Annotated in this window: 3 protein-coding genes; all 3 read right to left on the minus strand. The window is 75.3% G+C overall.

What is annotated here, in order from left to right; all coding sequences use genetic code 11:
- Positions 1-94: 94 nt before the first annotated feature.
- From ACFWAR_RS15245 to ACFWAR_RS15255, 3 genes are read right to left on the minus strand one after another with little or no spacing between them, the layout of a single operon-like run.
- A complete protein-coding gene (locus ACFWAR_RS15245; RefSeq protein WP_385777072.1) occupies positions 95-1,384 on the minus strand; it encodes a cytochrome P450 in 1,290 nt (429 codons plus the stop codon).
- Positions 1,381-8,709 (minus strand): amino acid adenylation domain-containing protein, encoded by a 7,329-nt coding sequence (locus ACFWAR_RS15250; RefSeq protein ID WP_385777074.1) that lies wholly within the window; start codon positions 8,707-8,709, stop codon positions 1,381-1,383. Before ACFWAR_RS15250 ends, ACFWAR_RS15245 begins: the two co-directional genes overlap by 4 nt.
- Positions 8,710-8,731: 22 nt before the next feature.
- Positions 8,732-15,013 (minus strand): amino acid adenylation domain-containing protein, encoded by a 6,282-nt coding sequence (locus ACFWAR_RS15255; protein ID WP_385777076.1) that lies wholly within the window; start codon positions 15,011-15,013, stop codon positions 8,732-8,734.
- Between the last annotated feature and the right edge of the window lie 206 nt (positions 15,014-15,219).

The following is a 15,219-nucleotide window of genomic DNA, read 5'->3' on the forward strand; positions in this document are numbered from 1 at the left end:
GGGGGGCGCCCTGGTTGGCACCCGGCGGCGGGCCGCGGGGGGCGGCGGGGGGGGGGGGGTGGGGGGGCGGGGGCGGGCCCCCGGCCGCCCGGGGTCAGTACCGGACGGGAAGGGCCGTCAGGGCGCGGTTGAGCAGGGACGGCTGCCAGGAGTGCCGGTCGGTGGTCAGGGCCAGGTCCGGGTACTCGCGCACGAGGACGCCGACCACCGAGCAGGCCACCAGCCGGGCCAGCGCGGCTCCGATGCAGAAGTGCGCGCCGAAGCCGAAGCCGAGGTGTGAGGTGCTGCCCCGCGCGACGCTGAACAGGTCGGGGTCGGCGAACCGCTCGGGGTCCCGGTTGGCGGCGGCGGTGACCAGGAACAGCCGGTCCCCGCCGCGCACCGCGCGGCCGTCGAGGTCGAAGTCGCGGGCGGCGCTGCGGATCGACATCTTCGAGGGGCCGTCGAAGCGCATCGTCTCCTCGACGGCGAGCGGCACCAGGTCCGGGTTGGCGCGGACCTGCGCCAACTGCTCGGGGTGGCGCAGCAGGGCGAGCATCGTGTTGGCGATCAGATTGCTGGTGGTCTCCCCGCCCGCGAAGGCCATCTGGGTCAGCATCCCGACGAACTCCTCCTCGCTGACCGACTTCCCGATCTGGCCGCCCGCGAGCACGGAGCTGATCAGGTCGTCCTTCGGGTCGGCGGCGCGTTCGCGCACGAGACCCGCGAGGTAGTCGTCCAGCTTCACCAGGGACTGGAGGGAGGTGCGGTACTCGCGCTCCTCCTGCGCCGCGCCGAGGACCAGGTCGCCGACCCGGGCGTTCCAGTACCAGAAGGAGGGGCTGTGCGCCTGGGGGACGCCCAGCCAGCGGGCGAAGACCAGCGAGGGCAGCGGCCGGGCGATGTCGGCCAGCAGGTCGCCGCTGTTGCCCGGCACCGAACGGCGGGTCAGCATGGCCCGGGTGGCCCGCTCGACGAACGTGCGGTAGCGGGCGATGCCGCGTGCCGAGAACTGCTCCTGGAACACCTGGCGCAGCCGCCGGTGCTGCGGGGGATCGTTGAAGACCATCCAGCGGGACAGGATGGAGAACGCCCGCTCGGTGTCCTCCCGGGCGCCCTCGGGGACGGCGTCCATCAGGGGGCCCACCCGTTCGGCGGAGACCGCCGGGTCGCGCAGGCAGTGCATCAACTGGCCGTGTCCGGTGACCAGCCAGGCCCGGTGCATGGCGCTCCAGTGGACCGGGTCGTGGTCGCGCAGCGCGTTCAGGTAGCCGTAGGGGTCGGCGTTGAGCGCCGGTTCGAGGAGGTAGCGCTCGGCGAAGGCGGGCCGCGGGGGCGCGGTCAGCAGCTTCGTCGGGGCGGTCAGCAGGGCGGCCGGGCCGCCCGCGGGAATCGTCGTGGTCATGCCCGGGTCTCCGTCCGGATGGCGTGCAGGAGGGAAGCGGTCCGGCCCAGCAGGGGCTCGGACATCAGCGACATGTGGTCGCCTTCGGTGACGTGCAGGGTCAGCCCGCCCAGGGCCTGCTCCCGCCAGCGTTCGACGTACTCGCGCAGGCCCACGTCGAGGCCGGGCATCGGCTCGTCGTCGGGCAGGGCCGCCGCGTGCGAGCCCACCACCAGGTGGACGTGGCCCGGGTAGGGCCGTACCTCGTAGTCGGCCAGGGCGGTGAGCAGCGAGTGCCACACCTCGATCGGCGCGTTCTCCACCAGGGCGGCCTCGCTCGGGCTCATGTCCGCGCTCAGCAGCAGGGTGGTCAGCTCGGCCGTCACCGCCTCGCGCTCCGCGCCGGGCGGCAGCGCGCGCAGCCGGTCCCGCAGTTGCTTGCCGGTGACCATCTTGGCGCTGACGTCGGCCAGTTGGGCGCGCGCCACCGCGCTGGGGAGGTAGGGCTCGATCAGGGTCAGCGGTGCGACCCGGTGACCGCCCTCGTGCAGCTGGGTGGCCATCTCCATGGCCAGGTTGGCGCCCATGGACCAGCCCAGCAGGTCGTAGGGGCCGTCCGCGCCGTGCGCGGTCATCTCGGCCACGTAGTTGGCCGCGATGCCGGCCACCGTCGTCGGGTCCACCCCGCCGAGCAGGCCGCGCGCCTGGAAGGCGCGCACCGGCGTCCCGGCGGGCAGGGCCCTGGCCAGTCCCACGTACCAGGCGGCGCTGCCGCCCGTCGGGTGCACGCACCACAGCGGGTCGCCCGTTCCCTCGCGCAGCCGGACCTCGGAGGTCACGGCGGCGGGCGCGGTGCCCGCCGCCTCCTCGGCGCGGGCGGCGAGCTGGGCGATGGTCGGCAGCTCGATCAGGTCGCGCACGGAGACGCTCAGCCCGCGGGCCGCCGCCCGGGCGGCCACCCGGACGGTGGAGAGCGAACTCCCGCCGATCCGGAAGAAGTCGTCGTGGACGCCGAGTTCCGTCGTGCCCAGGACGTCGCGCCACACCTCGGCGAGCACCTCCTCGGTCGGCGTGCGCGGGGCGGTGAACTCGGCGTCCACGTCCGAGCGTTCCAGCGGCAGCGGCAGGGCCCGCCGGTCCACCTTCTTGCTGCTGTTCAGGGGCAGTTCGTCGAGGAAGACGAAGCGCGCGGGCACCATGTAGGCCGGCATCCTGGCGCGCAGCGCCTGGCGGATCCCCTCCGCGTCCGGCGCGCACCCGGGCTCCGGGACGACGTAGGCGACCAGTGCTGCATCGCCCGGCAGGTCACGGCGCAGCAGCACCACCGCCTTGTTCACCTCGGGCAGCTCCCGCAGCCCGCACTCCAGCTCGCCCAACTCGATGCGGAAACCGCGCAGTTTGACCTGGTTGTCCCGGCGGCCGAGGCACTCGATGCTCCCGTCGGCGTGGTAGCGGCCGAGGTCGCCGGTGCGGAAGAGCCGCCCGCCGGGCGCGCCGTAGGGGTCGGGCACGAAGGTGGTGGCCGTCAGCGCGGGGCGGTTCAGGTAGTACAGGCCGACGGCGTCACCGCCGAGGCAGATCTCGCCGGGCACCCCGACCGGAAGCGGTTCGAGGTCCCGGTCCAGGACGTAGACCTGGCTGTTGCGGATCGGCGGACCGATCGGCGGCAGCCCGGTGCCGGCCACGCACACCTCGGCGCAGGACCACACCGACGTCTCGGTCAGGCCGTAGGAGTTGATGAACATCCGGCCGGGGGACCAGACGTCCGACATCTCGGCCGTGGGCGCCTCGCCGCCGGTGACGATGGTGTGCAGCAGCGGCAGCGGGTCGCCCTGCTCCGCGAGCACCGCGAGGGTGCTCGGCGGCAGCGCGGCCGCGGTGACCCCGTACCGGTGCAGGGTCGCGACCAGGTCCGGGCCGGGCATCAGGGCCTCCTTGGGAGCGGTGCACAGCCGCGCCCCGTTGGCCAGGGCCCAGGTCAGCTCGCTGACGAACACGTCGAAGCTGAAGGAGGCGAACTGCAGCACCCGGTCCTCGGGCGCGGGGGCGAAGACGTCCCGCTGGCCGTGGATCAGGTTGCTCAGGCCCCGGTGCGGGACCGCCGCGCCCTTGGGACGGCCCGTCGAACCCGAGGTGTAGAGCACGTAGGCGGTGTTGTCCGGGCCCGTACCGGCCACCGGGACCCCGCCGGAGCCCGCGCACTCGGCCGGTACGTCGACCAGCACGACGGGGCCGTCGAAGGGCACCCGGCCCGCCAGCGCGGACTGGGTCAGCAGCACCCGCATCCCGCTGTCCCCGGCCACGAACTCCAGCCGCTCGGTCGGGTGTTGCGGATCCAGCGGGAGGAACGCGCCGCCCGCCTTGAGGACCGCCAGCACGGAGCGCACCATGTCCGGACCCCGGTCCGCGCAGATCCCGACGATCACCTCCGGGCCCACGCCCAGCTCCCGCAACCGGCCCGCCAACACCCCGGCGGAAGCGTCGAGTTCGCCGTAACCGACCTCCCGGTCCGGATGCGTGACGGCGATCGCGTCCGGAGCGCGCAGCGCGTGCTCCGCGATCCACTCCTGGAACATCCGGGGGTCGTTGTCCACCACCGGACCGCGCGCCCACTCCACCAGCGCCCGCTCCCGGGCCGCGCCGCGCAGCACCGGCCGCGCCACCGGCCCGTCGGGGTCCCCGACCATGGTCTCCAGCAGCGCGCACACCGCGTCGGCGAGCTGCTCGGCGGTGGCCGGGTCGACCCGGGTCGTATCGGCGTCGACCGAGAAGCCCTGCACGCTCACGTTGATGTTGAGCGGGAACATCGTCCGGGCGATCTCCTCCGACTCGTCCCAGGTGTCCCCGGAGAGCCGGTGGAAGTTGATGTAGTTGAAGAGCACGTCGACCAGACCGGGCTCGTCCGGCCGCAGCCGGCCCAGCCGGGCCAGCGGCACCCGGCGGTGCGGCATCAGGTCCTGCTCCGCGGCGAACACCTCGCGCACCAGGTCCAGCCAGCTCTCCCCGGTCCGCCGGATCCCGAACGGCACGGTGTTGAGGAACAGCCCGCGCATCCGGTCCGCGCCGCTCTCCTCCGGGCGGCCGTTGGTGACCAGGCCGATCGAGTGCCCGGCGGATCCGCCGTCGGTGTCCGCCTCGGCGTCCGTGAACAGCCCCATCGCGTGGTGGAAGGCCGCCAGCAGCACGGTCCGGCGCGGGACGCCCGCGCGCTGCGCGAGCCGCCCGATCGGCTCGGCCAGCGCCGCGTAGGACCGCCGGATCTCGATGATGGCGGCGTCGCCGTCGACCGGCCCGCCCGAGCGGCGGCCGAAGCGCACCGGCCGCAGGTCGTCCAGCTGGGCGCTCCAGAACTTCAGGCTCTCCTCCGAGTCCACCGCCGCCCGCTCCAGGGCGACGTACTCCGCGAACCGGGGCGAGGGCGGCAGGCTCGGCTCGCGCCGACCCTGCGCCACCACCTGGCGGTGCAGGTCGAGGACGTCGGCGATGAGCGAGGTCAGGCTCCAGCCGTCCAGCACGATGTGGCAGTCGGTGACCGTGAACCGCAGCTCGTGGTCGCCGACGTGGTGCAGGTGCAGCCGGACCAGGGGCGCCGTCGCCAGGTCGAAGCGGCGGGCGAACTCCTCCCGCACGTACGCCTTGACCGTCGCCCGCTGCCGCGCCCGGTCCTGGCCGCGCAGGTCGACGTAGCCCACCCGCAGGTCGGCCGTCGGACGCACCAGCTGGATCGGCTCGGAGAAGGACACCAGGTCGACGGAGGAGCGCAGGATGTCGTGGGCGCGCACCACCGCGTCCACGGCGCTCTGGAAGGCGGCGAGGTCGAAGCCCTCGGGCACGGTGATCTTGAGGTCGGTGACGTTGTGGTACGCCCCGCGCTCCGGGTCCGCCAGCATCTCGTGCAACATGCCGGTCTGCAGGAAGGTGAGCGGGTAGGCGTCGACGAGGCCCTCCGGCAGCCGCGCCGCGTCCGCCGGGTCCAGCTGCGAGAACGGCGCGACCACGGGCGCACCCGCCGGGTCCGCGGATTCCCGCGCCGCGGCGGCCAGGTCGGCCAGGGTCCGGGCCCGGAAGAGGTCCGCCACGCTCAGGCCCAGCCCGGCCGAGCGGGCCCGGCCGATCACCCGCAGGGCCAGGATGGAGTCCCCGCCGAGGTCGAAGAAGTTCGCGCTCCGGCTGATCCGCTCGGCGCCGAGCACCTCCGACCAGATGCCGGCCAGCGCCTCCTCGACCGCGCCCTCGGGCGCCGTGAAGTCGGCCGGGGCCGCGGCCCCCTCGGCCGCCACCGCGATCAGGGCCGCACGGTCCACCTTGCCGTTCGCGGTGATCGGCAGCTTGGCGTGCCGGACGAACAGGGCGGGGACCATGTACTCCGGCAGCGTCAGGCGCAACCGGTCCCGCAGGTCTGCCGCGTCCAGCGGCCGCCCCTCGCTCAGCACCACGTGGGCCACCAGCCGGGCGCCGCCGTGCCCGTCGGGCCGGGCCACCACCGAGGCGTCCCGCACCCCGGGCAGCACCCGCAGCGCGGTCTCGATCTCGCCCGGCTCGATCCGGAAGCCGCGGATCTTCACCTGGTGGTCGGCGCGCCCCGCGTAGGCGAGCTGCCCGTCGGGGAGCACCCGCACCAGGTCGCCCGTGCGGTACATCCGGGCCGCCGCCCCGCCCGGCGCCGGGGCCGGCGCGAAGGGGTCCGACGGGAAGCGCTCGGCGGTCAGCTCGGGCCGGTTGCGGTAGCCGCGGGCCACGCCGCCCCCGGCCACGTACAGCTCGCCGACCGTGCCCCGGGGCACCATCCGGCCCGTGCGGTCCAGGACGTACCCGTGCTGCCCGGCCAGCGGGCGGCCGATCGGGGAGGAGACCGCCGCGACCGTGTCCGCCTCGGTGATCAACCGGTAGGTGACGTGCACGGTGGTCTCGGTGATGCCGTACATGTTCACCAGCGCGGGCCGCCCGGCGGCCGGCCCCGCGAACCAGTCCCGGTAGTCCCGGGCGTCGAAGGCGTCGCCGCCGAAGACCACCGTGCGCAACGCCAGTTCGGCGAAGTCCGCGCCCTGCTGCGCCAGGTGCGCCCGCAGCCCCTTGAAAGCCGCCGGGGTCTGGTTGAGCACGCTCACCCGCTCCGCGCGCAGCACGGCGTGCACCGCCGCCGGGTCGCGGACCTCGTCCTCGGTCAGCACCACCACCCGCCCGCCGGAGGTGAGCGGTCCCCACAGCTCCCAGACGGAGAAGTCGAAGGCGGGGGAGTGCAGCAGGGTCCACACGTCGTCGGGGCCGAAGTCGAAGTGGTGGTCGGCCGCGCCCAGCAGCCAGGCCAGGTTGGCGTGGGTGACCTCGACCCCCTTGGGCTGCCCGGTGGAGCCAGAGGTGTAGATGACGTAGGCCAGCGAGTCGGGACCGGGGACCACGGAGGCGAGGTCGTCGGCCGGGTCGCCCGGGGCCGACGCGCCCCCGGGCTCCGCCAGCGGGATCACCCCGACGGCCAGCCCCTCCACCGCCGCGCGCCCGGTGTCGTCGGTGACCACCCACTCCACCCCGGCGTCGGCGACGGTGAACTCCCGCCGGGCCCGCGGGTGCGCCGGGTCCAGCGGCAGGTACGCCGCCCCCGCCCGCCACACCCCGAGCAGCGCCACGGCCAGGTCGACCGAGCGGCCCAGGCACACCCCGACCAGGCACTCCGGGCCGATCCCGGCGGCCCGCAGCCGCCGGGCCAGCGCCCGGGAGGCCGCGTCCAGTTCGGCGTAGGTCAGGGCGCGGCCGCCGCCCGAGACGGCCACGGCGTCGGGCGTGCGCCGGACGTGCTCGGCCAGCCGCTCGGCGGCGAGCCGGGGAGCACCGGGCGCGGCGGCTCCAGAGGTACCGGCGCTCGCCACGGGCCGGTTCGCCGGGCCCTCGGGGCCGAGCAGCTCCGCGAGCTCCGCGTCCGTGAGCAGCGTCGTACGGCTCAGCGGGACGGACGGCGTGCGGGTGAAGGCCCGCAGGACCGCCACCGTGTGCTCCGCCAGCCGGGCGATGGACTCCGCCGCGAACAGGTCGGGACGGTAGACCAGGCGCAGGCTCTGGCGGCCCGCGTCGTCCAGGACGTCCAGGGTCAGGTCGAACTTGGCGGTGGTCAGGTCGATCGGGAAGGCCGCGCCGGTGGCCCCGCCCAGCGCGTAGTCGCCCCGCTCGGCCGCGGTGTGCGTGAACAGCACCTGGAACAGCGGATTGCGCGACAGGTCCCGGTCGGGACTCAGCTCGTCCACCACCCGCTCGAAGGGCAGCGTCTGGTGCGAGAGCGCCCCCAGCACGCTCTCCCGGGTCCGGGCGAGCAGCTCGTCCCCGGTCGGGTCGCCCGCCAGGTCGGTCCGGACGACCAGGGTGTTCACGAAGAAGCCGACGAGCTGCTCGGTCTCGGGCCGCTCGCGGTTGGCGACGACCGTGCCGATCGCGATGTCGTCCTGCCCGCTGTGGAAGCCCAGGGCCGCCTGGAACGCGGCCAGGGTGGTCATGTACGCGCTGGTGTCGGTCCGTCGGCCCACCTCCGCCAGCGCCCGCGTCAGCTCCGCGGGCAGCTCCACGGTGTGCGCGGCCCCGGCGTAGGAACGGGTGGTCGGGCGCGGGTGGTCCAGGGGGAGTTCGAGCGGGGCGAGGCCCGCCAGGGCGGAGCGCCAGTAGGCGATGTCCGCGCTCTCGTCGCGGCCGCGCTGCCAGATCGCGTAGTCCGCGTAGGAGATCGGCGCCGGGTCGGCGGGCGGCGCGGTGCCCGCCGAACGGGCCGCGTGGAAGGCGCGCAGGTCCCGCATCAGCAGGTCCAGGGACCAGCCGTCCGCGACGATGTGGTGCAGGGCCAGGACCAGCACGTGCTCCTCGGCCGCGACCCGCACCAGCGTGGCGCGGAACCCCGGCTCGACGGCCAGGTCGAAGGGGCGCAGCGCCGCCGTGCGCACGGCCTCGGCCACGGCGGTGGCGTCCGCCCCCTCGGGCAGCTCCACCAGGTGCAGGCCCGCGCCGTCGGCGGGCAGCGCCTCCTGGGCCGGTACGCCCTCCACGTCCGGGAAGACCGTCCGCAACTGCTCGTGGCGCACCACCAGGTCACCGACCGCGGCGTCCAGCGCGGGCAGGTCCAGCGGGCCGGTGAACCGCCAGGCGGCGGGCATCAGGTACTCCACGCCCCGGGGGTCGAGCCGGTGGAGGAAGTAGAGGCCCTGCTGGGCGGAGGACAACGGGACGCGCTCCGGTCGGGGCGAGACCCGGGGGATGCCCGCCGCCGCGGCGCCACCGGCCCGGCCGCGCAGTCTGCGTTCCAGCAGCTGCCGGGCCGCCGGGGAGAGTCCGCCCTGAGCGGTGGAGGGTTCGACCTGTGAAGTGGTCATGGGAATGCGGTCCTATCTCGTCTCAGAAGTCAGCCGTCAGGGACAGGTCGATCTCGTCGTCGCTCATCCCGGCGATCTCCTCGAACAGCCGCTGCTCCACCAATGCGGCGAGCAGTGCGACCGTCGGGTGCTCGAACAGGTCACGGACCTGGACCGGGCAGTCGAAGGCGGTGCGCAGCCGGGAGGCCACCGCCACGGCGCGCAGCGAGTGCCCGCCGAGGGCGAAGAAGTCCTCGTGGACCCCGATCCCGGGCAGGTCCAGCACCTCGGCCCAGATCTGGGCCGTCACCTCTTCGGTGGGGGTCCGCGGCGCCACGGAGGCGGCGGGCGCCGGGAGTTCGGGCTCGGGCAGCGCCGCGGTGTCGGTCTTGCCCTGCACGGTCAGGGGCAGGGAGTCGAGGACCACGAAGGCGGCCGGGACCATGTAGCCGGGCAGCCGGGTGCGGCACCAGTCGGTCAACTCCGCGGCGCCGAGGCCCGCTCCGGCCACGTAGCCGACGAGGGCGCGGTCCCCGCGCAGTTCGCGGACCAGGACGGCGGCTCCGCTGACGCCCGCGTACTGCTCGAGGACGGCCTCGATCTCGCCGGGCTCGATGCGGAAGCCGCGGATCTTGACCTGGTGGTCGGTCCGGCCGAGGAACTCCAGCTCCCCGCCCGGCAGCCGGCGCACCAGGTCGCCGGTGCGGTAGAGCCTGCCGCCGGTGGCGCCGTACGGGTCGGGAACGAAGCGCTGGGCGGTCAGGGCGCTGCGGCCGAGGTAGCCGCGCGCCAGTTCGGCGCCGCCGACCAGGAGTTCGCCCGGCACGCCGACCGGGACCAGCTCGTCGTGCGCGTCGACGACGTAGAGCCGCCGCTCGCCCCAGGCCCGGCCGATCGGGACCCGGCCCGCGACCGGTCCGGTGACCAGGTGGGACGTGGCCGAGATGACGGATTCGGTGGGGCCGTAGGTGTTCTCCACGGGCACGTCGGGCAGGTGGGCGAACCACCGCTCCAGCGGCGCCGAGGGCAGCGCCTCCCCGCCGGTCACCACCAGCCGCAGGCTCTTGAGGTCGCCGGCCACCGCGTCGAGGCGGGCGGCGATCTCCTCCCAGTAGGAAGGGGTGACCTCCATGACGGTCACTCCCTCCGCCCGGACCCGCTCGGCGAGTTCCTCCACCGTCCACACCTCGTCCGGCCGGATCACCACCGTGCCCCCGGCGGCGAGTGCGGGCAGGATCTGTTCGAGGGAGGCGTCGAAGGAGTGGGAGGCGAAGTTCAGCACCCGGTCCTCGGCGCTCACCCCGAACCGCTCGCCGGCGGACCGGACGTGCGCGGCCAGCGCGTGGTGCTCCACCCCGACCGCCTTGGGGCGGCCGGTGGAACCGGACGTGAAGATGACGAAGGCCAGCTCGCGCGGGTCCGGTGCGTGCCGCGGCGCGTCCGGATCGGGGCGCACGTCCTCCACCCGGAGCACCGGGCGCCCCAGCGCCGCGGCCAGGTCGGCGGTCGGGCCGTCCGTCACGACGTACCCGACCCCGGCCTGTTCCACCATGAAGCGCAGCCGCTCCTCGGGCAGGTGCGGGTCCAGCGGTACGTACGCCCCGCCCGCCCGCCAGATCGCGGCCATCGCCGTCACCGACCAGGTGCTCCGGCGCAGGCACACCCCGACCGGCGTGTGCGGGGCCGCCCCGGCCGCGGCCAGCGCCCGGGCCAGGCCGCCCGTCAGGGCGTCCAACTCGCCGTAGCGCACGACGTCCTCGCCGCACACCAGGGCCACCGCACCGGCTTCGCCCCGCACCGCGAAGGGCGGCGCGCAGGCGAGCGTCGGCGTATCCGCGGCCCCGGCCGTGAGCTCGGCGCGCTCGGCGGCCGACAGCAGCTCCAGGCGCCCGACGGGCCGCCCCGGGTCGGCCACGACCGCGGCCAGCACCCGGCCCACGTGCCCGGCGAAGCGGGTCACCGTCTCGGGGTCGAAGAGGTCGCTCGCGTACTCCACGTTCAGCGCGAACCGGTCCGGATAGAGCAGGAAGGTGGCCGTGAGGTCGAACTTCGCCGAGCGCCACGGCAGGACGAAGTGCTCCACCTCCAGCCCCGCGACCCGCGGCCCGCCGGTGGCGCTCTCCTGTACGTCGAACATCACCTGGAAGAGCGGATTGCGCGACGGGTCCCGCTCCGGGCGCAGCTGCTCCACCAGCCGCTCGAAGGGCACCTCCTGGTGGTCGAAGGCCCCGAGCACCGACTCCCGGACCCGACCGAGGAACTCCTCGAAGGTCGGCTCGCCCGACAGATCGGCCCGCAGCACCACCGTGTTCACCAGCAGGCCCACCAGCCGCTCCAGCTCCACCTGGCCGCGACCCGCCACCGGGGTGCCCACCGCGAGGTCCCGCTGCCCCGACCAGCGGGCCAACACGACCTGGGTCACCGCCAGCAGCACCATGAACCGGCTCACCCCGAACCGGCGGGTCAGCTCGCCCAGCCCGACCGCCAGCTCCGCGGGCAGGTCCACCTCGACCGCGCCGCCCCGGCCCGACCAGAGCGCCGGACGCGGCCGGTCCGTGGCCAGCTCCAGCGCGGGCACCCCGGCGAGGTGGCGCTCCCAGTAGTCCAGCTGCCGCTCCAGCACCTCGCCGCTCAGCCGGTCGCGCTGCCAGACGGAGTAGTCCCCGTACTGCACCGGCACCGGCTCCAGCGCCGCCGGCTCCCCGGCCAGTCGGGCCCGGTAGCAGGCCGACAGCTCGCCGATGATGATGTCCTTGGACCAACCGTCGGTGGCCGCGTGGTGGAACGAGAGGACCGCGACGTGGTCCTCGGGCCCCAGCTCCCACACCCCCGCCCGCAGCAGCGGCGGGTGCTCCAGCGCGAACCGCCGGGTCGCGAAGGCGAAGGCCTGCTCGCGCACCTCCCCGAGCCGTACGGACTCCTCGCCGGGCGCGGCCGCGCGCCATTCCAGCGGTACGCCGACCCCCTCCACCACCTGCTGCACGGGCCGCCCGTCCCGCTCGGTCAGCGTCGTGCGCAGTGCCTCGTGCCGGGCGAGCACCTCGTCCAGGGCGCCCTGCCAGGCCGCCCGGTCCAGGCCGCCGCGCATCCGCCAGGAGAACCACAGCACGTACGCGTCGCCGGCCTCCGACATCCGGTCCAGGAACCACATGCGCTCCTGGGCGAAGGACTGCGGCAGCGGCCCGGAGCGGTCCACCGGGACCACCGCGGCCGCCCCGGCCTGCCGGGCCGCCGCCACCAGCGGCCCGAAGGAGCGGATGCTGGGGTTCTCGAACAGGGTGCGCAGCTCCACCTCGCGGCCGAGCCGCTCGGCGATCCGCGAGACCGCCATGGTGGCCAGCAGCGAGTGCCCGCCCAGGTCGAAGAAGCCGTCGTCGATGCCGACCCGGTCCACGCCCAGCACCTCGGCCCAGATCCCGGCGACCACCCGCTCGGTCTCGTTCCGCGGGGCGATGAACTCGGCGCCGCTCGCAGCCCGGTCGCGGTCCGGGCGCAGGGCCGGCAGCGCGCCGCGGTCGAGCTTGCCGGAGGCGTTCACCGGGAGCGCGTCGAGGGACACGAAGTCCGCGGGCACCGCGTAGTGCGGCAACCGCTCGGCGCAGAAGGCGCGCAGGACGGGGGCCGGGACCGGACCGTCGGCGCCCACCACGTAGCCCGCCAGCGCCGTGCCGCCCTGGGCGTCCGGACCGGCGGCCACCGCTGCCGCCACCACCCCCGGGCACTCCAGCAGGACGGCCTCGACCTCGCCGAGCTCGATGCGGAAGCCGCGGATCTTGACCTGGTCGTCGGTCCGACCGAGGAACTCCAGCTCCCCGGTGGCCAGTCGGCGCACGAGGTCGCCCGTGCGGTAGAGCCGCCCGCCGTCCCCGCCGAAGGCGTCGGGCACGAACCTGGCCGCCGTGAGGCCGGGTCGGCCGAGATAGCCGCGCGCCAACTCCGCTCCGCCGAGCAGCAGCTCGCCGGCGACCCCCTCGGGAACCAGCTCGTCCCGCGCGTCCACGACGTACGCCCGGCGCCCGCCCAGCGGACGGCCGATCGGCACCCGGGCCGCCGCCGCGTCACCCGCCGCCGGGTGCGCGACGTCGTGGACGGTCGCGGTGACGGTGGTCTCGGTCGGGCCGTAGGCGTTGACCACCCGCACCCCCGGCACTCGGGCCCGCCAGGCGGCCAGCGCCCCCGCCGGGACGGACTCCCCGCCCAGGATCAGCAGGCGCAGGGGGGCCAGCGCCGCCGCCGAGGCGTCGGTGAGGGAGAAGGCCAGCTCGCTCCAGTAGGTCGGCGGCAGGTTCACCACGGTGATCCCGTGCCGCTCGACGATCGCGGGCACCCGGTCGGGCAGCCACTGCTCGTCGGGCCGGACGATCAGCGTCGCCCCGCAGCCCAGCGCCGTCAGCAGCTGGTCCAGGGACGCGTCGAAGGAGAAGGACGAGAAGGCGAGCACCCGGTCGGCCGCGGTGATCCCGAACTCCGCCCGCGCCGCGCCGACATGGGCGGACATCGCGCCGTGCTCCACGCCGACCGCCTTGGGGCGGCCGGTGGAGCCCGAGGTGAAGATGACGTACGCCAGCTCCCGCGGATCCGGTGCGTGCCGGGGCGCCGCGCCGTCCGCGCCCGACCCGGGCCGCACGTCCTCCACGACCAGCAGCGGCGCGCCCAGCTCCCGCGCCGTCGACCGGGTGGCGGCATCGGTCAGCACGCACCGCACGCCCGCCTCCCAGGTCATGAACCGCAGCCGGTCGACCGGCAGTTGACGGTCCATCGGGACGAAGACCCCGCCCGCGCGCCAGATCGCGACCATCGCGGCCACGGACGCGTTGCCGCGCCGCATGCACACCCCGACCGGGGTGCCGGGCCCGACCCCCGCCCCGACCAGGGCCGCGGCCAGGTCGCCGGTCAGCGCGTCCAGCGCGCCGTAGGTCAAGGACTCGCCGCCGCAGACCAGGGCCGGCGCCTGCGGATCCCCGGACACGGCGAAGGGCGCGGCGGCACCGGCGGACCCGGCCCCCGGGCCGCCCGCCAGCGCCACCAGGCGCCGTGCCTCCCCGCCGGGCAGCGGTTCCAGCCGCCCGGCGAGCGCCTCGACCGCGGCCGTCGGCGCGGCCACCACCGCGCGCACCAGGGCGACGTACCCCTCGGCGAAGCGTTCCATCGTGGCGTCGTCGAACAGGGTGGTGGAGTACTGGAGCATGGCCGCGACGTCGCCGTTGGCGCGCAGGCTGAGGTCGAGGAAGACGTCGAGCCCGGTGCCGCCGAGCGGCGTGGGGACGAGGGCGACGTCCAGGTCGCCCAGGCGCGCCGGGGCGGGGGCGTTGTTGAGGAGGGTGAAGGAGGCCTGCGCGAGCGGGTGCCGGGACAGGTCGCGCTCGGTGACCACCTCGCCGACCACGCGGTCGAAGGGGGCCTCGGCGTGCGAGAAGTCCTTGAGCGCCCCGGTCCGCACCCGCGCCAGCAGCTCCGCGAACGTCGGGTCCCCCGACAGGTCGGTGCGCAGCACGATGGTGTTCACGAAGGGGCCGATCAGCCCGGAGACCCCGGGGCGGCCGCGGTCGGCGAGCGTGGTGCACACCGCGATGTCCCGGCGGCCCGAGTACCGGCCCAGCAGGGCCTGGTAGACGGAGAGCAGCAGCATGTAGCGGGTCGCGCGGTGCTCGCGGGCCACCCGGTCGACCTCGGCGACCAGCGCGGCCGGCAGTTCGAAGCGGACCACGTCCCCCGAGCCGTCCCAGAACGCGGGCCGCGGCCGGTCGGTGGGCAGCGCCAGCGGGGTCGACCCGGCCAGCCGCTCGCGCCAGTAGCCCAGCAGCCGCTCCATGCGCGGCCCGCCGAGCCGCTCGGCCTCGGCCTCGGCGACATCGGTGTACTGGAGGTCGGGCGCCGCCACGGCCTCGCCGCGGTAACCGGCGTCCAGTTCGCGCAGCAGCACGTCCCAGGACCAGCCGTCGACCGCGATGTGGTGGACCACGACGAGCAGCAGGTGCTCCTGCGGGCCGAGCCGGGCGAGGGTGGCCCGCACCGGGTGCTCCGCGGCCAGGTCCAGGGGACGGGACAGCTCCCGCTCGAAGACCTCGGCGGCGTCGGCGGCCGCGGTCGGCTCCAGGCTGATCGGCCGGACCGGGTCCACCCGCGGTACGGGCTCCCCGTCCACCGCGGTGAAGCGGGTGCGCAGCACCTCGTGCCGCGCGACGACCCCGGTCAGCGCCCGTTCCAGCGCGGGGACGTCGAGGGCGCCCCGGATCCGCAGGGCCAGGGGGAGCAAGGAGTCGGTGGAACCTCGGGTGAGCTGGTCGAGGAACCACAGCCTGCGCTGCGCGAACGATGCCTTCACTGCGGGCCTCCAAGCGGTGTTTTCCACAACACTGCTGTCTGGGAAGGCCGGTCAGTAGGGAAGAAGAAGCAGCCCCGCGCGCGGTCGGTGGGGGTAGAAAGCGCAACGGCGGCGCCGCCCGGACGCCTTCGCGCCCGGGCGGGCCGCCGCCGCGGGGGTGGGGTGTGCCCAGTCGCGAAAGAGGGAGACCCCCCCCGGACCCCCCC

Origin of the sequence: Streptomyces sp. NPDC059917 (genome assembly GCF_042730635.1) — a bacterium.
In the GTDB taxonomy this organism is placed as follows: Bacteria; Actinomycetota; Actinomycetes; order Streptomycetales; family Streptomycetaceae; genus Streptomyces.